We start from the raw sequence: 21,323 nt of genomic DNA on the forward strand, positions 1-21,323 counted from the left end.
ACACTGCGGCGACAACCAACCTGGGAGTACGACCATGCGCTGGCAACGCGGTAGACGCAGTGACAACGTGGTGGATGCGCGCGGCCGCTCCGGCAGGCGACTCGGCGGTGGCCTGAGCCTCGGCGGCGTGGCGATTATCGTCATCGTCGGCCTGCTGATGGGCCAGGATCCGTTGCAGATTCTTGGTCAGATCGCCGGCCAGGCCACCCAGCCGCAGGTCGCCCAGACACAAAGCGCTCCGCCGGCCAATGATCAACAGAGCGAGTTCGTCCGCGCCATCCTCGGCGACACCGAAGACACCTGGCGCGAACTGTTCCAGCAGGCTGGCCAGCAGTATCGCGATCCGCAACTGGTGCTGTTCTCCGGCGGCGTCAATTCCGCCTGTGGTTTCGCCAGTTCGGCGGTCGGCCCCTTCTACTGCCCAGGTGACCAGCGGGTGTATCTGGACATGGCGTTTTTCCGCGAGATGGAGCAGCGCTTTTCCGCAGCTGGCGACTTCGCCCAGGCCTACGTGATCGCCCATGAGGTTGGCCATCACGTGCAGACCCTGCTCGGCGTCTCCGCCAAGGTCAACGCGGCGCGCCAGCGCGGCGAGCGGGTCGAGGGCGATGGCGGCCTGTTGGTGCGTCAGGAACTGCAGGCCGATTGCCTGGCCGGGGTCTGGGCGCATCACGCACAGCGCCGACACGACTGGCTGGAAGCAGGCGACCTGGAAGAGGCGCTGAATGCGGCCAGCGCCATTGGCGATGACCGCCTGCAGAAACAGGCGCGAGGCCAGGTGGTGCCGGACGCCTTCACCCATGGCACCTCACAGCAGCGCGTACGCTGGTTCAGCACCGGTTTCGAGAGCGGCCAGCCGGCGCGCTGCGACACCTTCAAGGCAGCGCGCCTGTAACGCCTGATCAGACCACGAAACGCTTGCTCCACCAGGCGAAGCCGCAGGCTCCAGCGCCGCACAGGGCGATCACCAACGCCATGGGCACGGCCGAACCGTCATGCAGGAAGGCCACCAGCGCCGACGCGCCAGCGGCCACGCTGAACTGCATGCTGCCCAGCAACCCGGACGCGCTGCCAGCGTGCCGCCCTTGCCCGGCCATGGCACAGGCGGTGGCATTGGGCAGCACGCACCCGAGACTGGCCACGCAGATGAACAGTGGAATCAATAGCGGCCACAACTGCGCCGGCTGCCACAGAGCCAACAGCAGCAGGCACAGCCCACTGACCACGTACACCAGCGCCACACGCCGCAGCCACAGCGCCGGCCCGCCGCTGCGCACCAGGCGCGCGTTGACCTGCGCCATGATCACGAAACCCGCCGCATTGCTGCCGAACAACCAGCCGTAGTGCTCGGCCGGCACGCCGTACAACTCGATGAAGACGAACGGCGAGCCGGCGATGTAGGCGAACATGCCGGCCATTGCCACGCCGCCGGCCAGGCTGTAGCCCATGAACGGGGCGTTGCACAGCAGCGCACGGTATTGGCCGAAGGCACCGCTCAGCGGCGCCGGTGGCAGATGCTGTGGGCGCGTTTCCGGCAGCCACGCCAGCACGGCCAGCAGACACAGCCCGGCGAAGAGCGCCAGGCTATGGAAGATCCACGGCCAGCCCAGGGTATTGAGCAGCAACCCGCCCCCCAGCGGCGCGAGGATCGGCGCCAGGCCCATCACCAGCACCAGTTGCGAGAACACCTTGGCCGAGGCCAGGGGATCGCACAGGTCACGCACCACCGCGCGGGTAATCACCATCCCGGCGCAGCCACCCAAGGCCTGGACGAAACGCGCCGTCACCAGCCACTCCAGGCTAGGTGCCAGGGCACAGGCCAGCGACGCCAGGGTGAACAACGTCACCCCGACCAGCAGCGGCAGTCGCCGGCCGAAACGGTCCGCCAACGGCCCATAGAACAGCTGGCCGATGGCGATACCAACGAAGTAGGCGGCCAGCGATAGCTGGATATGTTCGACATCGGTGCCGAACTGCTGGGCCAGGGTAGGGAAACTCGGTAGATAGAAATCGATGGCCAGGGGGCCAAAGGCGCACAGCGCGCCCAGAATCAGCAGCGTTCGCAGGTTCATGAATAGTCCGGACTATTGTTAGCCGGCTAATCATCTCACCGACCGGGTCGCATACGAAAGCGCGGGGTGTCGAACCACGCCCCAGGTGGCCCAATGCGGTCGCTGCTCATCCTCGACTTGCCACTGCAGCGAGCCTGCTACGCCGCCGACTTCACCAGCAAAGGGAGCATCGGCATGACGCAGCACGCCACCAGCAGGCAGGGCAAAATCGGTACACTCGGCACCCTCTGAGCCTAGTTCCAAAAAACCGGATCGCCATGCGTAGAACCAAAGAAGATGCGGAGAAAACCCGCAGCGCCATCCTCGCCGCCGCCGAGCACCTGTTTCTCGAGCGCGGAGTCGCCCATACCAGCCTCGAGCATATCGCCCGGCATGCCGGGGTCACGCGCGGTGCGGTCTATTGGCACTTCCAGAACAAGGCCCATCTGTTCCATGAAATGCTCAATCAGGTACGCCTGCCGCTCGAGCCACTGGCCGAACAGCTGGCGGCGGTCGATGGCCTGTCATCGCTGCAATTGCTGCGCGACCTGTGCATAGAGGCCATGGCCAACCTGGTGCTGGACGAACAGCGCCGGCGCATCCTCACCGTGCTGCTGCGCCGCTGCGAGTTCACCGAAGACCTGCGTGAAGCCGAGGAGCGTCACGAGACCTTCGTCAATCAGTTCATCGCCCTGTGCGAACAACAGTTCGCCCTGCCAGCGGTACAACCGCACCTGCAGCCCGACATCACTCCACGCCTGGCCTCGCGCACGCTGCACGCGCTGATCGTCGGCCTGTTCAGCGACTGGCTGCGCGATCCCAATCTGTTCGACGCCCAGACCGACACTCCGGCGATGATCGACAGCTGCTTCCGCGGCCTACTGCGGCAGTGGCCGTAGCAGGCGTAGACGACTGCATGGATGCCGAGGTGGTTCTCAACAGTTTCCCTGACTGATGCAGCGCTGCCCGCGACGCTACGCAGGCACCACCTCGTAACCCTCTTCGCGAATCGCCGCCTGAATCTGCGCGGCATCCAGCTGGGCATCGACACGCACCAGGCCGGCGGCGAGGTCGACCTCGACCCTGGCGGCCTGCTCCAGCGCCTGGATTGCCTGAGTGATGGCCCGCGAGCAATGACCGCACGACATTCCGCTAACCTTGAATTGCTGCATTGCTGACTCCTTGAATCAGTGGTCGATGGGTGTAGTCTCGACCTTGCCACGATGGCAAGGTCAAGCCTTTGCCCCATGTCATTCACCGCGTTTGTGTACGAGGCCCTTCGCCATGCGCCTGCTCTGCTCCACCCTTGTCCTGCTGATGGCGCCTCTGGCCCAGGCCGAACCGCTGGCACCATTACCCGCGACGAGCCAGGGCGAAGGCTACGCGGTGCTGATCGTCTCGCGCGAACGCCTCGAAGTGGCCACCACCTGCGAAGTCGCGCTGTATTTGCATGATCAGATGGCCGCCCGCCTGCACCAGGGCCAGTCGGTGTCCTTCAACCTGCCGCCTGGCAGGGTTTCGCTGCGCCTTGGCCTGACCGGTACCGGCTCCTGCCAGGACGGCATCAACCAGCTCGCCGGCCAGGCGCTGGAACTGCGGGCTGGTGAGGTGCGCCGCTACCGCATCGCCATGGGCAGCGATGGCCTGCGACTGCATGTCGCGCCGACGCTGAACTGAAGGCTTGACCTTGCCATGGGGGCAAGGTTGATCCTGTAGCCACAACGTTACCAGTCCGTTGAAGAACTACCTGCGTTGGCATTGCTGCGTTAAAGACGGCCTTGCGTGCGAGCTCTGTCAGAGTGCCTCGCCTGGTTTTTTCAACGGCCTGTCACAGGGAGCGCAACCATGACGACCTTCGACCTGCCGATCCAGGGCATGACCTGCGCCAGTTGCGCTGGCCGTGTCGAGCGCGCGCTGCGCAAGTTGCCGCAGGTAAGCAACGCCAGCGTCAACCTGGCCAACGAGCAGGCGCGTATCGAAGCGCCCGGCGGCAGCCTGCCGCAACTGATCACCGCCATCGAATCTGCGGGGTACAGCGTACCCAGCCAGCCCCTGGAGCTCGCCATCGAAGGCATGACCTGCGCCAGCTGCGTCGGCCGCATCGAGCGTGCGCTGGGGAAACTGCCGGGCGTCAGCCAAATCGCCGTCAACCTCGCCGACGAAAAGGCGCGCCTGCAGGTGCTCGCCGGCTTCGACCCGCAACAGGCGCTGAAGGCCGTGGACGCAGCCGGCTACAAGGCCAGCCTGCTGGACGAACGCCCAACCACAGACCTGGCGCAGCGCCGCTTGCAACGTGAACGCCTGCCCCTGCTGGCCGCCATCGCCCTGACCCTGCCGCTGGTGCTGCCGATGCTGGTCGCGCCCTTCGGCCTGCACTGGATGCTGCCCGCCTGGGCGCAGTTCCTGCTCGCCACACCGGTGCAGTTCATCTTCGGCGCACGCTTCTATCGCGCGGCCTGGCAAGCGCTGAAGGCTCGTGCCGGCAACATGGATCAACTGGTGGCCATCGGCACCAGCGCCGGCTACGGCCTGAGCCTGTACCAGTGGGCCGTGACACCGGCCGGACAGATGCCGCACCTGTACTTCGAGGCCTCGGCGGTGATCATCAGCCTGATCCTGCTCGGCAAGTACCTGGAGAGCCGCGCCAAGCGCCAGACCGCCAGCGCCATTCGCGCCTTGCAGGCGCTGCGCCCGGATCATGCGGTGCGCCTGGTGGAGGGGCGCGAGGAGCGCGTCGAGATCGACTCACTGGCGCTGGGCGATCGCGTTCTGGTCAAGCCGGGAGAGCGCTTCCCGGTCGACGGTCAGGTGGTGGAAGGCAGCAGCCATGCCGACGAAGCGCTGATCAGCGGCGAGAGCCTGCCAGTGGCCAAGCAAGCGGGCGACAAGGTCACGGCCGGAGCCATCAACGGCGAAGGCCGCCTGCTGGTGGAGGCCACCGCCCTCGGTGCGGAAACCGTGCTGTCACGGATCATCCGCCTGGTGGAGGACGCCCAGGCAGCCAAGGCGCCGATCCAGAAACTGGTGGACAAGGTCAGCCAGGTGTTCGTCCCCGCCGTGCTGCTGATCGCCCTGGCTACGCTACTCGGCTGGCTGGCTCTGGGCGCGCCAGTGGAAAGTGCTCTGCTCAATGCCGTGGCGGTACTGGTGATCGCCTGCCCCTGCGCCTTGGGCCTGGCCACGCCGACCGCAATCATGGCCGGCACCGGTGTCGCCGCGCGCCACGGCATCCTGATCAAGGACGCCGAAGCGCTGGAAGTGGCGCATGCCGTGCAGCACGTTGCCTTCGACAAGACCGGCACCCTCACCGAAGGCAAGCCGCGCATCGTCCATATCGGCCTGGGCGATGCCAGCGAGGCGGAACTGTTGCGCCTGGCCGGCAGCCTGCAACAGGGCAGCGAACACCCGCTGGCCAAGGCCGTGCTGGAGCGCTGTGGCGAGCAGCACATCAGCCTGCCAGCGCTGAGCGACAGCCGTGCGCTGACAGGGCGCGGCATCGCCGGCGAGGTCGAAGGCCGCAGCCTGCAACTGGGCAGCAGCCGCCTTTTGGAAGAAAGCCAACTGCTGGCCGGGGCACTGGCCGAGTCGGCACAAGCCTGGGAAGCAGAAGGCCGCACCCTGTCCTGGCTGATCGAGACCACCAGCGCGCCGCGCCTGCTTGGCCTGCTGGCCTTCGGTGACCAGCTCAAGGACGGCGCCGCCCAAGCCATCGCCGAACTGCGCGAACAGGGCATCACCAGCCACCTGATCAGTGGCGACAACCAGGGCAGCGTCGCGGCGGTCGCCAGCGTACTCGGCATCGACGAGCCACACGCCCAGGTGCTGCCAGCGGACAAGGCACGCCTGATCGGCGAGCTGCGTCAACAGGGCAGCGTGGCCATGGTCGGCGATGGCATCAACGATGCGCCGGCCCTGGCGGCTGCGGATGTCGGCATCGCCATGGGCGGCGGTACCGATGCAGCCATGCATGCCGCCGGCATCACCCTGATGCGCGGTGATCCGCGCCTGGTACCAGCGGCGCTGGACATCAGCCGGCGTACCTACGCCAAGATCCGCCAGAACCTGTTCTGGGCCTTCATCTACAACCTGATCGGCATCCCGCTGGCCGCCGCCGGCCTGCTCAACCCGATGTTCGCCGGCGCCGCCATGGCCCTGTCCAGCGTCAGCGTGGTGAGCAACGCGCTGCTGCTCAGTCGCTGGAAGCCGAAGGGAGATCAAATGCGATGAACATCGGCCAAGCCGCCAAGCACACCGGCCTCAGCGCCAAGATGATTCGCTACTACGAGGCCATCGATCTGCTGCCCCATGCCGGGCGCTCGGAGAGTGGCTACCGACAGTACAGCGCGAGCGACCTACACCGCCTGGCGTTCATCAAGCGCGCGCGGGACCTGGGTTTCTCGCTGGAGGAAGTCGGCAAGCTGCTGGCCCTGTGGCAGGACAAGCAGCGCGCGAGTGCCGATGTGAAGGCGCTGGCCGAAGGGCATATCGCGCAGCTGGAACGCAAGATCGCCGAGATGAGTGCGCTACGCGACACGCTGGTCGAGCTGGCGACCAGCTGCCAAGGCAACGACCGGCCAGATTGCCCGATCCTCAAAGGCATCGAGCAGGGCGTAGGCTGTGGCGCTACGAGGTGCTCGCATCACAACGAAGGCACTGCGTAGCCTGGATGCAATCCGGGGCATTTGAGCGCCACCCCTGAGCCCCACAAAGCCAGGTACACGCGGCGCACCCTACGCAGTGGAGCCCTTTCAGCGCATCCAGGGCGGAATCGGTTCGGCGTCCTTGGGTTCGTCTTCGGCGTTGAGCAGGGCCTGCTTCTTCGCTTCCTCGGCCAGGGCTGCCTTGATCTCGCGCATTACCGCGTCAATATCGGCAGCGTCCTCGACGTCGGCGAACTCGCCGGTCAACGCCGTGTCGGGCTGTAGCTTGCCGGCCTCAAACAGTGCCCACATTTCCTTGGCGTATTTGGTGTATCTCAACTCGGGGGCGAACTGGCCGAAATATTCGGCCATGTTGCGTACATCGCGCTCGAGCATGCTGAAAGCGTGGTTGTTGGCCGCCGCATCCACGGCTTGCGGCAGATCGATGATCACCGGGCCTTCAGGGCCGAGCAGCACGTTGAATTCCGACAGGTCGCCGTGCACCAGGCCGGCGCAGAGCATCTTGACGATTTCCTGGATCATGAAGGCATGGAACTCACGCGCGTCGTCCGGGTGCAGGTCAACGTCATTGAGCCTGGGCGCAACGTCGCCCTCGCCGTCGCCGACCAGTTCCATGAGCAGCACGCCATCGAGAAAGTCGTAGGGTTTGGGGACCCGCACGCCGGCATTGGCCAGACGAAACAACGCGGCGACTTCGGCGTTCTGCCAGGCTTGCTCCTGCTCCTTGCGCCCGTACTTGCTGCCCTTGGCCATGGCCCGAGCCTGACGGCTGCCACGGACCTTGCGACCTTCCTGATATTCCGATGCCTGGCGGAAGCTGCGCTTATTCGCTTCCTTGTAGACCTTGGCGCAGCGCAGCTCGTCGCCACACCGCACCACATAGACCGCTGCTTCCTTGCCGCTCATCAGCGGCCGCAGCACCTCATCCACCAGGCCGTCCTCGACCAGGGGCTCAATACGTTTGGGCGTCTTCATCGGTGTGGATCACGGGTCCTTTCTGGCGGAGAAATTGATTACGGCCCCATCCTCGCATAGCCAGAGGCGGATGCCGACTGTTGATGTTCATGCACTGACCAGATGACGCCTGAGCGCCTCCATGGCGTAGCGCACCTTGGCCGGTTGCGCATCGCGACGGGGCGTAACGATATACAGGCCGATGGATTCGAGTTGCCAATCCGCTAGCAGCGGCAGCAGTTCGCCACGGGCCAGCAGGTCACGGATTTCCGGTTCGGGCTGCAACGACACGCCCATGCCGGCGAGGGTGAACTGGCGCGCAGCCAGAATGTTGTTGCAGCTGATGCGCGTCTCCAGCCGCAGACGCTGCTGCACTGCGCCGGGGCCAGTCAATGTCAGGTGCTGGTTGCGCTCCAGATGCAGGCCGATCCAGTCGAGCCTGAGCAACTGCTGCGGTTCGACCGGCACACCGACACGAGCCAGATAGGTCGGCGCCGCGCACAGGATCATGCGCCAGTCGGTCACGTAACGGGCCACCAGGCTGGAATCCTCCTGGCGGCCGACACGCACGGCCAGGTCGATGCGTGACTCGACCAGGTCGATCGGCTCATCGTGAAAGAACAGGCTCAGGCTCAGCCCCGGATGCGCACTGAGCAAGGGCGACAGCGCTTCGCACAGCAGTGGCCCGGAAAAGCCGACCGGCGCGGCGACACGCAGCTCTCCTACCGGGGCATCGCGCTGCTCGGCCAGGCGCTGTTCGGCCCGCTGCGCCAGTTCGACGATCTGCCGGCAGCTGTCGTAGAAGCTTGCACCGGCCTCGGTCAGCGTCAGCTTGCGCGTGGTGCGATGCAGCAGCGTGACGCCAGTGGCCTCCTCCAGTCGGCGGATCTGCTGGCTGACCGCAGAGGCGCTCATCCCCAGGGCTTCGGCAGCGGCCACCATGCTGCCCTTTTCCACCACGGTGGCGAACAGCGCCATGTGTTTGAGCTGCTCCATTATGAAGCCCTGCTTAATTATCCAAGTGCATCAGGCCACTTTTTCCCGCGTTTATCCAGCAGCGATCATGTGTTCACCATCACTATTCGAGATTTCCCCAATGAAGATCGCACTGATCGGCGCTACTGGTTACGTCGGCGCCCCACTACTGCAAGAGGCCCTGAACCGTGGTCATCAGGTCACCGCCCTGGTGCGCCACCCACACAAGCTGAGCGCGCATGCGCAGCTCACTGCCGTTGCGGTCGACGTTCACGACAGCGCAGCGCTGGCCAGGCACTTGCACGACCACGACGCTGTGATCAGCGCCTTCAACCCCGGCTGGGGTGTGGCGGACATTCGTGAGCAGTTCATCGCTGGCAGCCGCTCGATCATCGCGGCCAGCAAGCAGGCAGGCGTCAAGCGCCTGCTGGTAGTGGGCGGTGCCGGCAGTCTATACGTCGCACCCGGCGTGCAACTGATCGATACCCCGGACTTTCCCGCCGAGTACAAGGAAGGCGCCGAGGGCGCGCGTCAGGCGCTGAACATGCTGCGTGAAGAGCCCGGGCTGGAGTGGACCTTTCTCTCGCCAGCCGCCCTGCTCGTTCCGGGGCCACGCACAGGCAAGTTCCGCCTGGGTCAGGACGAGCTGCTGATGAATGGCGACGAACCGGGCAGCATCTCGGTCGCCGACCTGGCCGTGGCGCTGATCGACGAAGCCGAGCGGCCGCAACATATCCGCCAACGCTTCACCGTGGCGTACTGAACATCGCGGCCGCTGCCCACGCCAATAACCCAGAGGATCTTTCATGAGCCCATTCAGCAGCTGTGCTTTCGTCACAACCGACACTCCGGCGCGCTACATCAGCCGCCTGTGCAAGCACTTCGCCCACAAGATTCCGGTCAGCTTCGATGAACATCAGGGCCGTATCGAGTTCGGCACCGGCCAGGCCACCCTGACAGCAGAAAATCAGGGTTTGCGCCTGCTGGTCGAGAGCGCCAACAGCGAGAACCTGCAACGCCTGGAGGGCGTAGTCGGCAGTCACTTCGAGCGCTTTGCCTGGCAGCAGCAACTGACGCTGAACTGGCAACCCAGCTGATCGCTCAGAGCGCATCCAACCTGGCGCGCAAACGGCGCAGCACCGCCAGCGACTCGGGGTTGTCGCCATGCACGCACAGGCTGTCAGCCCGCAGCTGCAGCGGCTTGCCATCGATGTCGGCAAAAGACTCGCCCTGGGCAATGGCCAGCGCCTGATCGAGGATGCGCTCGGCATCCTGGTGCACCGCGCCGCTGAGCCGGCGTGGTGCCAATTGACCATCTGACAGATAGGCGCGATCGGCGAACGCCTCGAACATCAGCGGCACATCGGCTTCGTCAGCCAGGCGCAGCTCGCGGCCATTGTCGGCCAGCGCCAAGACCATCAGCGGCAGGCCCTTGCGGTAACTGGCACAGGCGTCGAGCACCGCCATCAGCAGCGCATCGTCACGCACCAGATCGTTGTACAGAGCGCCATGCGGCTTGACGTATGCCAGCTGACTGCCGGCGGCTCGGCAGAAGGCATCCAGCGCACCGAGCTGGTAGAGCACCAGTGCCCGGACCTCCTCGGGCGAACACTGCAGATGACGCCGACCGAAGCCTTGCAGATCCGGGTAGGACGGATGCGCGCCAACACTCACCCCGTGCATCACCGCCAGCTCGACGCCACGCGCCATGATCAGCGGATCCCCGGCATGGAAGCCGCACGCCAGGTTGGCCTGATCGATCAGCGGCATGGCCAGTCGGTCGTCACCCATGCGCCAGGCGCCGAAGCCTTCACCCATGTCGCAGTTGAGAAGAATACGGTTCATATCTGCAGATTAGAGCGCCTGGAAAGGCTGCGTAAAGCCCTGGAGCCACTCGAGAATTGCTCGTATTTACAAAATTTACACCTACCTGCAGCCCAGCCACCACGGGCTCTGCAGCCGAAGCGCATGGGCATACATATCATTCGCAATTGAACCTTATATGCAAATCACTATCATCCCGGCCGTTTGCACTCGTTACGACTGCACCCTTTTACCGCCAGGAGTAGATCGATGTCCCCCCTCAATTCCCGTACTGCCTTGGCCAGCGCCATTGCCTTGGCCGCCAGTTTTGGCGTTCAGGCCAACGAGCCCATCACTTTGGGTGACGTGGTCGTCAGTGCGTCCGGCTTCGAGCAGAAGATCACTGAAGCCCCAGCCAGCATCAGCGTGATCAGCCGCGAAGAACTGCAGCAGAAGCGCTACAACAATCTGGCGCAGGCCCTGGAAGACGTGGAAGGCATCGACGTGCGTCAGGGCACCGGCAAGACCGGCGGCCTGAATATCAGCATTCGCGGCATGCCCAGCGACTACACCCTGATTCTGATCGACGGCCGTCGCCAGAACACGGCAGGCAACGTCACCCCCAACGGCTTCAACGAAACGTCCACCAGCTTCATGCCACCGATGTCGGCCATCGAGCGTATCGAAGTGATTCGTGGGCCGATGTCCACGCTCTACGGCTCCGACGCCATGGGCGGCGTGGTCAATATCATCACCCGCAAGGTGGCCAAGGAATGGGGCGCCAGCCTGAGCCTGGATCACACCTTCCAGGAAAACCGCGACTACGGTGAAGCCAGCAACACCAGCCTGTATGCCAGCGGCCCGCTGATCGACGGCCTGCTCGGCCTGGCCGTACGTGGCAGCCTGTATGACCGCGGCGAGTCGGACCTGCAGTTCGACAACGACAGCACCGTCAGCAAGCGCGGAGCCTCACCCGTCGAGGGACGTAACACCACTTTCGGCACCCGCCTGACCCTGACCCCGAACGAAGCCCACGACTTCTCCCTCGACTTCGAACGGGGCCGCCAGGTCTATAACAACGACGACTGCCAGCTGGGCAATCTCGATGGCAAGAATGGTGGCAGCGCCGTCGATGGCTGCACCAGCAACGCCCCACTACGTGCCAATGGCTACAAGGATGAATTGCGCTTCGAGCGCGATCAGTTCGCCCTCAGCCATACAGGGCGCCTCAGCTTCGGCACGCTGGAAAGCAGCATCACCCACAACACCACGCAAACCTTCGGCCGCACCATTCCCGGGAATCCGATTGGCAACGCGTACACCGGCTTCCCGTCGATCATCATCGGCGATGACCGTAAGCTGAAGTCGACCGATCTGGTCGTCGACAGCAAGTTGGTCGCCCCGGTGGGCGACTCTCATATCGCCACCGTCGGTGCGCAGTGGTGGGATGCCAAGGTTACCGACGGCATCGCCGATGAGGATTTCCAGCAAACCTCCTGGGCGCTGTTCGCCGAGGACGAGTGGCGCCTGCATGAAGATCTGGCGCTGACCCTGGGCGCCCGCTACGAGGATCATGAAGCCTTTGGCGGCCACGTCAGCCCGCGTGCCTACCTGGTTTGGAACACCACCGACACCTGGACCCTGAAGGGCGGCGTAAGCCGTGGCTACAAGACTCCGACACTCAACCAGCTGCACAGTGGCATCAACGGCGTAACCGGGCAGGGCTCGACCATCACCATCGGCAGCCCCGACCTCGATCCGGAAATCACCACCAATACCGAGATCGGTGCCTACTACGACAACCTCTCCGGCTTCAACGCCAACGTCACCCTGTTCCATAACAAGTTCAAGGACAAGATCGACGACGGCACGCCATTGGCCAACTGCTTCTACGCTGCGAATCCGAACCAGCCTGGCTGCGTCAGCTACGGCTCGGGCTTCACTCAGGAGAACTTCGCCCAGAGCGTGAACATCGGCGAAGCCGTTACCAAGGGGCTCGAGGTGGCCGGTCGCTGGGAATTCGCCCCGGCCTGGGCACTGGCCGTCAACTACACCTACACCGACAGCAAGCAGAAGAGCGGCATCAACAAGGGCGCGCCCCTGACCAATACACCGGAACATATGGCTCACGCGCGCCTGAGCTGGACGGCCAATGATCGCCTGACCCTGTGGTTCAAGGGTGAATACCGTGGCGAACGCGCCCGCTTTACCGACCGCTACGAAAACCTGAGTGCGGCGAACAAGGCCCTGTATGACGCCGCCGGCGACCTGAAAGCCTATGAGGTCTTCCACCTCGGCGGCTCATTCAAGGCATCGGAAAACGTGACCTTCAGCGCCACGATCTACAACCTGTTCGACAAGGACTTCACCAGCGGCAGCTACTACACCACCAACACCGGCACCACCGGCTGGGCGTCTGACTACACGCAGATCGCGCAGTCCACCAGCGGCACGCTCGAAGAAGGTCGCCGCCTGTGGCTGTCGACAGTCATCGAGTTCTGAGCACAGCTGAACAAAGCAAAACGCCAGCCCAAGGGCTGGCGTTTTGCTTTAGGGGCGCTGCGCTGGACGCCTGGACGCGTACTGCAGCCTGGCCTCCCTAAGCTGCCTTACAGGTAGTAGGACTTCAGCGGCGGGAAACCATTGAACTCCACCGCGCTGTAGCTGGTGGTGTAGGCACCGGTGGACAGCCAGTACAGGCGGTCACCGCTGGCCAGGTTCAGCGGCAGGCCGTACTTGTAGTTCTCGTACATGATGTCGGCGCTGTCACAGGTCGGGCCGGCGATCACCACTTCTTCCATCTCGCCCTTTTTCTCGGTCCAGATGGGGAACTTGATGGCCTCGTCCATGGTTTCGATCAGGCCGCTGAACTTGCCCACGTCTGCGTAGACCCAGCGCTCCACGGCGGTACGCGACTTGCGCGCCACCAGCACCACTTCCGAGACCAGAACGCCGGCGTTGGCGATCAGCGAACGACCCGGCTCGAGGATGATTTCCGGCAAGTCGTCACCGAAGTCTTCCTTGAGGAAGCGGGTGATTTCCTCGGCATAGGTTTCCAGGTCGTTGGTGCGCTGGATGTAGTTGGCCGGGAAGCCACCACCCATGTTGATCATCTGCAGGGTGATACCGTCTTCTTCCTTGAGGCGCTCGAAGATCACCTTGACCTTGGCGATGGCGGCGTCCCAGACGTCGATGTCACGCTGCTGCGAACCGACGTGGAAGGAGATGCCGTACGGCACCAGGCCCAGTTGCTTGGCCAGGATCAGCAGGTCCAGGGCCATGTCCGGCTGGCAACCGAACTTGCGGCTCAGTGGCCAGTCGGCGCTGGTGGAGCCTTCGGTGAGGATGCGCACGTAGATCTTCGAACCCGGTGCGGCCTTGGCGATGTTGCGCAGGTCGGCTTCGGAGTCGGTGGCGAACAGACGCACGCCCTTGTCGAAGAAATAACGGATATCGCGGGATTTCTTGATGGTGTTGCCGTAGCTGATGCGCTCCGGGCCAACGCCGGTGGCCATGACCTTGTCCAGCTCATAGATCGAGGCGATGTCGAAGCTCGAGCCCTTGTCGCGCAGCAGCTCGATGATCTCGGTGGCGGGGTTGGCCTTGACCGCGTAATAGATCTTGGCGAACGGGAAGCAGTTGCCCAGTTGATCGTAGGCGTCAGCGATGATCTGCCGGTCGATCACCACGAAGGGTGTCTCGTGCTGATCGGCGAATGCCTTCATGCGCTGGAAAGTGGCGGGTGCGTAGTAGTCTTCGACCTTGATCGACATGCTGGGGACTCCAATGGCAAAACCAGGAACACATGAATTCGGGCAGCGAAACGCCTGACAGGTTCCGCTACGTGTCGGGGGTGGCCGCGCAAAGCACAAGCCTGAACGTCTGACAGTTTCCCCACTTTGGTTCGCCTACTTCCCAAGGCATGTCGCCGAGCATCACTGATCGCGGTGGGCCACCAGCGATCTCTCGTCGTCAGTACTTGAGCCGGATGGATCGTTTCCAGCATGGACGTTCGGGCGCGGACTTTAAGACCATGCGCCCCTCAGATCAACCGGAAATTGACCCTAATTTCATCTCGTTCCGGATATCACACAAAACGTCCTGAAATGCTGAACAGGCGGGGCTTTCAGACAGTTTGACGCAGCCGTGTTTCAGGGCCATTTCAAGCGCGAGAACGCCCCGCTTTTCAGTACACGTCACGGCGATAACGCCCCTCTTCGACCAGCGCCTGCAGCGCCTCGTCGCCGAGCAGCTCGCGCAACGCCGCATCGACGCCGCCAGCCATGCCCTGCAAGCTGCCGCAGACGTAAATCGCCGCACCGTCGTTCAGCCAGGCGCGCAGGCGCTCGGCTTGCTCGCGCAGCAGCCCCTGCACATAGCGCTTATCGGCCTGGTCGCGGGAGAACGCCAGATCCAGATGCTGCAGCTCGCCCCTGCTCAGCGCCGCCTCCAACTCCTCGCCACAGAAGAAGTCCTGCGCGCGGTTGCGCTCGCCGAACAGCAGCCAGTTGCGCCCCTGCCCCGCCAGCGCGCGTGCCCGCCACAGCGAGCGCAGCCCGGCCAGACCGGTGCCATTGCCAATCAGGATCAGCGGGCGGTCATCGTCCGGCAGGTGGAAGCCGCTGTTGCGCCGCACCCGCGCCATAAGTTGCCCGCCAAGAGGCAGGTACTCGGTCAACCAGCCGGAGCCCAGGCCGAGGCTGCCGTCGGCCTGCTCGGCCTGGCGCACGATCAGCTCCAGCACGCCATCAGCCGCGACCGAGGCGATGGAGTATTCCCGCGTGCCCAGCGGCACCAGCGCATCGACCAACGCCTGAGCGTGCAAGCCCACCAGGTGCGCGAAACTGTCCGGCAGTTGCCGTTCGGCCAGCGCCTCCTCGAGGCTGATCGACCGGCCATCCAGCATCACCGACTCGCGGCCATCCAAGCCGCAGTGCTGCAGCCAGCCCAGTACCCGCTCTGGCGCGTGACGCGGACGCATCTCGAGGATGTCACCGGCTTGCCAGGAACTCTGCGCTGGAGGTGTCAGACCGATGAAAAATACCGCTGCGCCCTGGCTGCCAGGGTTGAGCAGACGGCGCTCGACCAGCGTCCAGTTCTGCCACGGCGCGTGCTCGAAGCGCATCGGTGCGGCGCCGGTGAGGTCGCTCAAATGCTGTTGCCAGCGCTGCAGCGCGGCCTCGTCGGCACCGTCGACCTCGACGCTGTCGAACAGCCGCTGGGCGCCCTGCAGCCCCAGCCAATCGTTGATGCGCCGGGCGAAACCGCAAAAATGCTGGTACTGCCGGTCACCCAGGGCCAGCACCGCATAACTCAGTTGCCCCAGCGGCAACGAGCTGCCAAGCACCTTGCGCTCGAAGCCCTGCGCGGCATCCGGCGCCTCGCCATCACCAAAGGTGCTGACCACGAACAGAGCCTTCTGCGTCTGGCGCAGGCTGTCGCTATCGAGGCGCGAGAGTGGCTCGACCCGCACCGGGATGCCGGCCGCCTGCAACTGCCCGGCGCTCTGCCAGGCCAGTTGCTCGGCGAAGCCGCTCTGGCTGGCGAAGCCCACCAACCAGCCGTCGCCTGAATCGTCAGCCGTCAGCGTGCCACGTGCCGCCTGCGCTGCACGCTTCTTGCGCCGGCGATCCAGGTACAGCAGCCAACCCGTGATGAAAAACAGCGGCATGGCGCCGCTGGCAATCATCATCAGGATGCGCCCCGGCATGCCGAAGTACTCCCCCGTATGCAGCGAATACACGCTGATCAGCAACTGCGCCTTGAGGCTTTGCTCGGCATAGCGCTCGTGGCCGCTGACTGCGCCACTCTGCGGATCGATCTGGAACTGACTGAGGGCGCGCGGATGCTCGGCGTCATCAAGCATATAGAAGACCGTCGCCGGCTCTCCGGCTGCAGCCGGCAGGCGCAGGTTCCAGGCCACCAGATGCGCCCCGGTCGCCTGGCGAATGCCCTGCCACATGGCCTCGTAGTCGACTTCGGGCACCGAGCCACTGGACACCTTGTGAGCACCACGGCCTGCCGAGCGCTGCTGCGGCGGCTTGTCGGCGAGCAGGTGTGTCAGCCCTTCACGGTACCAGTCATAGGACCAATAGAGGCCGGTGAGCCCGGCGCAGAGGTAGAACAGCAGCGCCCAGGTGCCGGCGACGGCATGCAGGTCCCAGTTGAAGCTGCGGCCTTTCTTCTTCCAGTCCAGGGTCAGCCAGGTACGCCAGTTCAACGCCTGGCGTGGCCAACGCAGATACAGCCCGGACAGGCAGAAGAAGATCAGCGCCAGGGTACTGAAGGCTGTGATCTGCTTACCCACCTCACCCATGGTGAGAAAGCGGTGCAGATTCAGGATCAGGCGGAAGAAATCCTGGCCAACGGGATTGGCCAAGACCTCACCGGTGTAGGGGTCGAAGATGATACGCGGGCCGCGTCGCTCACCCGGCAGCGGCGACAGGAAGGCCGTGCCGGGGCCGTCATGCCGGACATCGACCCACAGGCTGGTGACGCGGTCGGCGGTGGCCGCTTCGATCCGCGCAGCCAGTTCGGCCGGAGGCAAGTGCCCCTGCTCGCTTGGCTGAATCTGCCAGCGCTCAGCGTTGAGCGCCCGGGTGATCTCGCCCTCGAAACTGTACAGGGCGCCGGTGATGCCCATGATGGCCAGCACCAGGCCGGCAGTGATGCCGAAGAACCAGTGCAGCTGGAAGATGATTTTCTTGAACACGACGATCACTCTTGCATCACGATTGAGAATGCCACCCTGGCAAACGAGATGCGATTCTATTTGAGATAGGTTTTCAATGAATAGGCTTTACATCGAATTTACCCACCCCCAGACGCAGAAAGTCCCCGGCACGGAAAAACCGCACCGGGGACCGGCTTCACAGCATCAGAAGCTGTAGTTGGCAGTCAGAATCGCCGCGCGACCATCGCCCGGCGTAGCCCAGCCATTGTTACGGATGCGGGTCAGGTACTGCTTGTCGAACAGGTTGTTGACGTTCAGGCGCAGGTCCAGATTGCGGTTGACCTTGTAGCCCAGCATTGCCCGGTGCACGGTGTAGCCTGAAGCGGTCGGAGCGCCATCGGCACTAGCCAGGTACTGTTTACTCTGGGTAGTAAGGCCGTAACCGACCTGCAGGTTGTAGGGCAGGTCATAAGTGGTCCAGATGCTTGCCGCATGCTTGGGCGTGAAGGTCAACGGCTTGCCCTTCTGCGCATCGACGCCGGTGGTCTGGCGGGTGTAGTCGCTCACGCCCTGCAGCACTTCAGTATGCAGATAGGTGTAGTTGGCGAATACCTTCCAGCGGTCGGTGATCGCCCCCATCACTCCCAGCGCTAAGCCATCGACACGGGCCTGACCATCGAGCGCCTGCTCGCCGGAGAGGTTGCTCGGGTCGTTACTGGCCACCTTGTAGTTGGTGCGATCATTGCGAAACACTGCCGCGGTCAGCGACAGGCGCTCATCGAGCAGATCCCACTTAGTGCCGATCTCGTAGCTGACGGATTTTTCCGGGTCGGCATCGCAGTTGTTACTGCTCGCGCCACCGCGGCGCCCGGTGCTGAAGCAACTGCCGTTGACCGTAGCCTGTGAGGCGGTCTGGCTGTTGCCGTAGGCCACGTAGATGCTGCCGTTCTCAGCAAGTTTGTATACCAGGCCAAGACGATACGACACCAGGTCGTCATTGTTGTGATATCGACCTCCGCGAGTCACAGCGCCGGTAGCAGCATCGATGGTGTCGGTCGCCGAGCTGCCCTCGTTGCGCTCATAGCGCACACCGCCGTTGAGTTCCCATTGCTCGTTGAACTTGAGGGTGTCGAAGGCGTACACGGCACGGTTGTTCAGTTCGCCATCGATCTGTGCGGTCTTGCGGAAGTTGACCGGGCCATTCCAATGCGAATCCGGATTGCTGATGCTCACCGGCGGCGGCGTGACCAGCGTGCCGCTGGCGTCATAGCGCCAGTTACCGGTATCGGCCTCGTATTCTTCGCGACTGAAGGCCAAACCGGTGACCAGCGTGTGATCGATGAAGCCTGTGGCAAAGCGGCTGGTCAGGTCGGTCTGGTTGGTGAAGATTCGGTTCTCGGTATCGCGAGCATTACCCAGCGAACCGCCGCTGGGCTGAAAGAAGCCAGGGGTCAGCCCCCCCGTACAGGCGCTGCCGTCCGGGCGTGTGCCACTGGCCAGACAGGCAGTCGACGCCCCTTCCGGACCGGACACCCAGGTTTCCTGACGCACGCGCGCCACGCGGCTGAAGTTGCGCAGTGACAGCGCGTCGTTGAAGTCATGCTCCAGCTTGAGGCTGAAGGCATCGGTGGTGATTTCCTGCTTGTTGACGTTGCGATAGCCGTAGTAGTTGTCCCAATCCGCGCCCTGCATGATCTTGCCATCGTAGATCGGCACGCCGAACTGCGGCAGGTTGTCGTCTTCCTGGTGCTCGAACGCAGCGGTCACACGGGTCGCCGTGCCCAGACCGAAGGCGATCGAAGGGGCGATACCCCAGCGTTCGTAGTCTTCATGATCGCGGCCCGGCGCATCGTTACCGTGGGCCATCAGGTTGAGACGAAACGCCGTGGTGTCGTTGAGCGTGTGATTGCTGTCGAGGGTGATGCGCTTGTAGCTATCGGTGCCAACACCGGCACTGACGGTGTTGAAGTCACGCAATTGCGGGCTCTTGGTCACCAGGTTGATGGTGCCGCCCACCGAACCGCCGCCGGAATACACCGAGCTGGCGCCATTGACCACTTCCACCTGCTCCAGGTTGAACGGGTCGGTACGGCTGTACTGAGCACTGTCACGCACACCATCGACCTGGATGTCGTTGCTGGCCGAGAAGCCGCGCAGGTTGATGCTGTCACCATAACCGCCACCGCCCTCACCCGCGCCGAAGGTGATGCCCGGTACGGTGCTGAGGATGTCGCGCATGGTCAGCAGGTTCTGATCCTCCATGACCTGCTTCGGCACCACCGTGATGGTCTGCGGGATGTCGCGCAGCGGCTCGGTGTACTTCGGCGACGCCGGGGCATCGGGCTGGTAGTCGTCGGCTTCGACAGTCCCCGTGACCGACACACTCTCCAATTCGATTTGCGAGGTCTTCTTCGTGTCCGCTTCGGCAGCGACCACGGCACTGCCGTGAGAGACGATGGCGAGTCCGATAGCGGAAACCAGTAGCGATTTTTGTGGCTGTGCAGCGGGCAGTGTTGACTCGTTTTTATGCATTGACGTGTGCTCACGTGAAAAGGCGGACGAATCTTATTTGCAACAAATTGTATTTTTCAATACAAATGAGAATAATTAGTAAACAATTTCGCAAATACATCAGAAGCCTTCGTTTCAGCGCCGAGAAAAACGACTCATAAAGCGAAAATGCCCCCTGATACCGCCTGGATCACCCCATGATTTTGCATATTCCCCAGATTTTCACCCGCGACGAAGTCCTCAACATCCGCCAGGCCCTTGAAGGCACCGAATGGATAGACGGCAAGGCCACCGCCGGCTACCAATCGGCCAAGGCCAAACACAACCTGCAACTGGCCGATGACAATCCGCTGGCGGTAGAACTGCGCGAAGCCATCGTGCAGCGCCTGCAGCACAACGCCCTGTTCATGTCAGCGGCCCTGCCGCGCAAGATCTTCCCGCCACTGTTCAACTGCTACCGCACCGGCGATACCTTCGGTTATCACATCGACAATGCCGTGCGCGCCGTGCGTGAAACCGGCGAGCGGGTACGCACTGACCTGTCCTCCACCCTGTTCTTCAACGAACCGGAGGACTACGACGGCGGCGAGCTGGTGATCCAGGACACCTACGGCACCCGCGAAATCAAGCTGCCGGCTGGCGATCTCCTGCTCTACCCGGCCACCAGCCTGCACCGCGTGCAGGCAGTAACGCGCGGCATGCGCCTGGCGTCGTTCTTCTGGACGCAGAGCCTGGTGCGCGAAGACAGCCAGCGCGCACTGCTGTTCGAGATGGACGTGGCGATCCAGACCCTGACACGCGACGTGCCAGACCACCCCTCGCTGATCCAGCTCACCGGCACCTACCACAACCTGCTGCGCCGCTGGGTGGACGTGTGAGCGCGGACAACCCGCGTGCCACCGCCGGCCTGCTGCTCGCCGCTGCCGGCCGTGGCGAGGCGGAAGCGCAAACGATGCTCGGGCAGATCCTGCTGGAAGGTCACGGCATCGCCCGCGATGCCAAACTGGCCTTCACCTGGTTCGGTATAGCCGCGCGGCAGGGCCACGCCATGGCGCTGAACATGCTCGGCCGCTGCCTGGAACACGGCTGGGGCTGCAACGCCGATCTGTCCGCCGCCCTCGGCTACTACCAACGTGCCGCCGGGCTGGGGCTGGACTGGGGCATGTATAACCTGGCCAACCTGCTCGCCACCGGGCGTGGCATCACGCAGAACCACAGCGCCGCCTTCACCCTGTACCAGCGCGCAGCACAACAGGGACACGCCAAATCGATGAACCTGCTCGGCCGCTACCTCGACGAAGGCGTGCTCACCGCGCCGGATCGCGAGGCGGCACTGACTTGGTTCCAGCGCTCGGCGCTGGCCGGGGACTTTCGCGGCCAGTTCAGCTACGCCTTACGCCTGCTTGAACTGGGTAAAGCAGAGGAAGCGCGGCACTGGCTGCAACAGGCGCTGGCCGGCGGCAACCTGAACTTCCTGCGCGCCGCGCGCGCCCGCGTACTGGCACTGCCAGGCTTTGACGCTCTGGGCTTCGCCTATCACCAGCGTGCGGCCGAACTTGGTGATGACGATGACCGAACGGCACTGGCTGCCGCAATGCCCTGAGGCGAGTGCCAGGCGGCCACCGCTGCGCAGTGTTTTGCCGGTATAATCGCGGCTTTTTTCGACAGCTCGACTCATCGTCGACAGGACCTCTC

19 protein-coding genes are annotated in these 21,323 nt (G+C 63.8%); 11 read left to right on the forward strand and 8 right to left on the reverse strand.

What is annotated here, in order from left to right:
• The first annotated feature begins 34 nt into the window (after positions 1–34).
• Complete coding sequence (gene ypfJ, locus ACN8M7_RS01700; RefSeq protein WP_061240544.1) at positions 35–895, forward strand: KPN_02809 family neutral zinc metallopeptidase; 861 nt, start codon at positions 35–37, stop codon at positions 893–895.
• A gap of 7 nt (positions 896–902) precedes the next feature.
• On the opposite strand, the gene ACN8M7_RS01705 is transcribed toward ypfJ, so the two are convergent.
• Complete coding sequence (locus ACN8M7_RS01705) at positions 903–2,072, reverse strand: multidrug effflux MFS transporter (RefSeq protein WP_061240543.1); 1,170 nt, start codon at positions 2,070–2,072, stop codon at positions 903–905.
• Positions 2,073–2,165: 93 nt separating this feature from the next.
• Between ACN8M7_RS01705 and ACN8M7_RS01710 the strand changes: the two genes are divergently transcribed.
• On the forward strand, positions 2,166–2,303 hold the full coding sequence (locus ACN8M7_RS01710; RefSeq protein WP_490259552.1) for a hypothetical protein: 138 nt from the start codon (positions 2,166–2,168) through the stop codon (positions 2,301–2,303).
• Positions 2,304–2,329: 26 nt separating this feature from the next.
• Positions 2,330–2,950, forward strand: a complete 621-nt coding sequence (locus ACN8M7_RS01715) for a TetR family transcriptional regulator (RefSeq protein ID WP_490259553.1) — start codon at positions 2,330–2,332, stop codon at positions 2,948–2,950.
• A gap of 75 nt (positions 2,951–3,025) precedes the next feature.
• On the opposite strand, the gene ACN8M7_RS01720 is transcribed toward ACN8M7_RS01715, so the two are convergent.
• Positions 3,026–3,223, reverse strand: a complete 198-nt coding sequence (locus ACN8M7_RS01720) for a heavy-metal-associated domain-containing protein (protein ID WP_061240541.1) — start codon at positions 3,221–3,223, stop codon at positions 3,026–3,028.
• Between the two features lie 112 nt (positions 3,224–3,335).
• Between ACN8M7_RS01720 and ACN8M7_RS01725 the strand changes: the two genes are divergently transcribed.
• The 3 genes from ACN8M7_RS01725 (at position 3,336) to cueR (ending at position 6,712) form a co-directional block, all read left to right on the forward strand.
• Positions 3,336–3,728: a hypothetical protein gene (locus tag ACN8M7_RS01725; protein WP_061240540.1), complete on the forward strand. Its 393-nt coding sequence runs from the start codon at positions 3,336–3,338 to the stop codon at positions 3,726–3,728.
• Between the two features lie 168 nt (positions 3,729–3,896).
• On the forward strand, positions 3,897–6,278 hold the full coding sequence (locus ACN8M7_RS01730) for a heavy metal translocating P-type ATPase (protein ID WP_490259554.1): 2,382 nt from the start codon (positions 3,897–3,899) through the stop codon (positions 6,276–6,278).
• Positions 6,275–6,712: a Cu(I)-responsive transcriptional regulator gene (cueR, locus tag ACN8M7_RS01735; RefSeq protein WP_490259555.1), complete on the forward strand. Its 438-nt coding sequence runs from the start codon at positions 6,275–6,277 to the stop codon at positions 6,710–6,712. Before ACN8M7_RS01730 ends, cueR begins: the two co-directional genes overlap by 4 nt.
• 87 nt (positions 6,713–6,799) lie before the next feature.
• Here the strand turns inward: cueR and ACN8M7_RS01740 are convergent, their stop codons facing one another.
• The gene (locus ACN8M7_RS01740) at positions 6,800–7,687 is read right to left on the reverse strand and encodes a PA4780 family RIO1-like protein kinase (RefSeq protein ID WP_490259556.1); all 888 of its coding nucleotides are present in this window, start codon (positions 7,685–7,687) and stop codon (positions 6,800–6,802) included.
• Positions 7,688–7,774: 87 nt separating this feature from the next.
• A complete protein-coding gene (locus ACN8M7_RS01745) occupies positions 7,775–8,662 on the reverse strand; it encodes a LysR family transcriptional regulator (protein WP_490259557.1) in 888 nt (295 codons plus the stop codon).
• A gap of 100 nt (positions 8,663–8,762) precedes the next feature.
• Here ACN8M7_RS01745 and ACN8M7_RS01750 point away from each other — a divergent pair, with 100 nt between their 5' ends.
• Positions 8,763–9,404: an NAD(P)-dependent oxidoreductase gene (locus ACN8M7_RS01750; RefSeq protein ID WP_490259558.1), complete on the forward strand. Its 642-nt coding sequence runs from the start codon at positions 8,763–8,765 to the stop codon at positions 9,402–9,404.
• A gap of 43 nt (positions 9,405–9,447) precedes the next feature.
• Entirely contained in the window at positions 9,448–9,738 is a 291-nt protein-coding gene (locus ACN8M7_RS01755) for a DUF2218 domain-containing protein (RefSeq protein WP_490259559.1), read from the forward strand.
• 4 nt (positions 9,739–9,742) lie between these two features.
• On the opposite strand, the gene ACN8M7_RS01760 is transcribed toward ACN8M7_RS01755, so the two are convergent.
• The gene (locus ACN8M7_RS01760) at positions 9,743–10,486 is read right to left on the reverse strand and encodes a 5-oxoprolinase subunit PxpA (protein WP_490259560.1); all 744 of its coding nucleotides are present in this window, start codon (positions 10,484–10,486) and stop codon (positions 9,743–9,745) included.
• A gap of 228 nt (positions 10,487–10,714) precedes the next feature.
• Here ACN8M7_RS01760 and ACN8M7_RS01765 point away from each other — a divergent pair, with 228 nt between their 5' ends.
• Positions 10,715–12,946, forward strand: a complete 2,232-nt coding sequence (locus tag ACN8M7_RS01765) for a TonB-dependent receptor domain-containing protein (RefSeq protein ID WP_490259561.1) — start codon at positions 10,715–10,717, stop codon at positions 12,944–12,946.
• A gap of 107 nt (positions 12,947–13,053) precedes the next feature.
• Here ACN8M7_RS01765 and ACN8M7_RS01770 read toward each other — a convergent pair whose 3' ends face one another.
• From ACN8M7_RS01770 to ACN8M7_RS01780, 3 genes are all read right to left on the reverse strand, one after another.
• On the reverse strand, positions 13,054–14,217 hold the full coding sequence (locus ACN8M7_RS01770) for a type III PLP-dependent enzyme (protein WP_061240531.1): 1,164 nt from the start codon (positions 14,215–14,217) through the stop codon (positions 13,054–13,056).
• 413 nt (positions 14,218–14,630) lie between these two features.
• Complete coding sequence (locus ACN8M7_RS01775; protein ID WP_490259562.1) at positions 14,631–17,156, reverse strand: PepSY domain-containing protein; 2,526 nt, start codon at positions 17,154–17,156, stop codon at positions 14,631–14,633.
• Between the two features lie 165 nt (positions 17,157–17,321).
• A complete protein-coding gene (locus ACN8M7_RS01780; protein ID WP_490259563.1) occupies positions 17,322–19,649 on the reverse strand; it encodes a TonB-dependent receptor in 2,328 nt (775 codons plus the stop codon).
• Positions 19,650–19,825: 176 nt separating this feature from the next.
• Here ACN8M7_RS01780 and ACN8M7_RS01785 point away from each other — a divergent pair, with 176 nt between their 5' ends.
• Both ACN8M7_RS01785 and ACN8M7_RS01790 read left to right on the forward strand, forming a co-directional pair.
• Complete coding sequence (locus tag ACN8M7_RS01785; RefSeq protein ID WP_490259564.1) at positions 19,826–20,506, forward strand: Fe2+-dependent dioxygenase; 681 nt, start codon at positions 19,826–19,828, stop codon at positions 20,504–20,506.
• Entirely contained in the window at positions 20,503–21,231 is a 729-nt protein-coding gene (locus tag ACN8M7_RS01790) for a tetratricopeptide repeat protein (protein ID WP_490259565.1), read from the forward strand. The genes ACN8M7_RS01785 and ACN8M7_RS01790 overlap by 4 nt, the downstream gene beginning before the upstream one ends.
• The last annotated feature ends 92 nt before the right edge of the window (positions 21,232–21,323 follow it).

Source organism: Pseudomonas spartinae (assembly GCF_965197125.1).
Taxonomy (GTDB): domain Bacteria; phylum Pseudomonadota; class Gammaproteobacteria; order Pseudomonadales; family Pseudomonadaceae; genus Aquipseudomonas; species Aquipseudomonas composti_A.

What these genes read in the sequence shown, in the direction of transcription:
- ypfJ (WP_061240544.1), top strand. Translation starts at nt 35, where the DNA reads ATGCGCTGGCAACGCGGTAGACGCAGTGACAACGTGGTGGATGCGCGC.
- ACN8M7_RS01705 (WP_061240543.1), bottom strand. Translation starts at nt 2,072, where the DNA reads ATGAACCTGCGAACGCTGCTGATTCTGGGCGCGCTGTGCGCCTTTGGC.
- ACN8M7_RS01710 (WP_490259552.1), top strand. Translation starts at nt 2,166, where the DNA reads ATGCGGTCGCTGCTCATCCTCGACTTGCCACTGCAGCGAGCCTGCTAC.
- ACN8M7_RS01715 (WP_490259553.1), top strand. Translation starts at nt 2,330, where the DNA reads ATGCGTAGAACCAAAGAAGATGCGGAGAAAACCCGCAGCGCCATCCTC.
- ACN8M7_RS01720 (WP_061240541.1), bottom strand. Translation starts at nt 3,223, where the DNA reads ATGCAGCAATTCAAGGTTAGCGGAATGTCGTGCGGTCATTGCTCGCGG.
- ACN8M7_RS01725 (WP_061240540.1), top strand. Translation starts at nt 3,336, where the DNA reads ATGCGCCTGCTCTGCTCCACCCTTGTCCTGCTGATGGCGCCTCTGGCC.
- ACN8M7_RS01730 (WP_490259554.1), top strand. Translation starts at nt 3,897, where the DNA reads ATGACGACCTTCGACCTGCCGATCCAGGGCATGACCTGCGCCAGTTGC.
- cueR (WP_490259555.1), top strand. Translation starts at nt 6,275, where the DNA reads ATGAACATCGGCCAAGCCGCCAAGCACACCGGCCTCAGCGCCAAGATG.
- ACN8M7_RS01740 (WP_490259556.1), bottom strand. Translation starts at nt 7,687, where the DNA reads ATGAAGACGCCCAAACGTATTGAGCCCCTGGTCGAGGACGGCCTGGTG.
- ACN8M7_RS01745 (WP_490259557.1), bottom strand. Translation starts at nt 8,662, where the DNA reads ATGGAGCAGCTCAAACACATGGCGCTGTTCGCCACCGTGGTGGAAAAG.
- ACN8M7_RS01750 (WP_490259558.1), top strand. Translation starts at nt 8,763, where the DNA reads ATGAAGATCGCACTGATCGGCGCTACTGGTTACGTCGGCGCCCCACTA.
- ACN8M7_RS01755 (WP_490259559.1), top strand. Translation starts at nt 9,448, where the DNA reads ATGAGCCCATTCAGCAGCTGTGCTTTCGTCACAACCGACACTCCGGCG.
- ACN8M7_RS01760 (WP_490259560.1), bottom strand. Translation starts at nt 10,486, where the DNA reads ATGAACCGTATTCTTCTCAACTGCGACATGGGTGAAGGCTTCGGCGCC.
- ACN8M7_RS01765 (WP_490259561.1), top strand. Translation starts at nt 10,715, where the DNA reads ATGTCCCCCCTCAATTCCCGTACTGCCTTGGCCAGCGCCATTGCCTTG.
- ACN8M7_RS01770 (WP_061240531.1), bottom strand. Translation starts at nt 14,217, where the DNA reads ATGTCGATCAAGGTCGAAGACTACTACGCACCCGCCACTTTCCAGCGC.
- ACN8M7_RS01780 (WP_490259563.1), bottom strand. Translation starts at nt 19,649, where the DNA reads ATGCATAAAAACGAGTCAACACTGCCCGCTGCACAGCCACAAAAATCG.
- ACN8M7_RS01785 (WP_490259564.1), top strand. Translation starts at nt 19,826, where the DNA reads ATGATTTTGCATATTCCCCAGATTTTCACCCGCGACGAAGTCCTCAAC.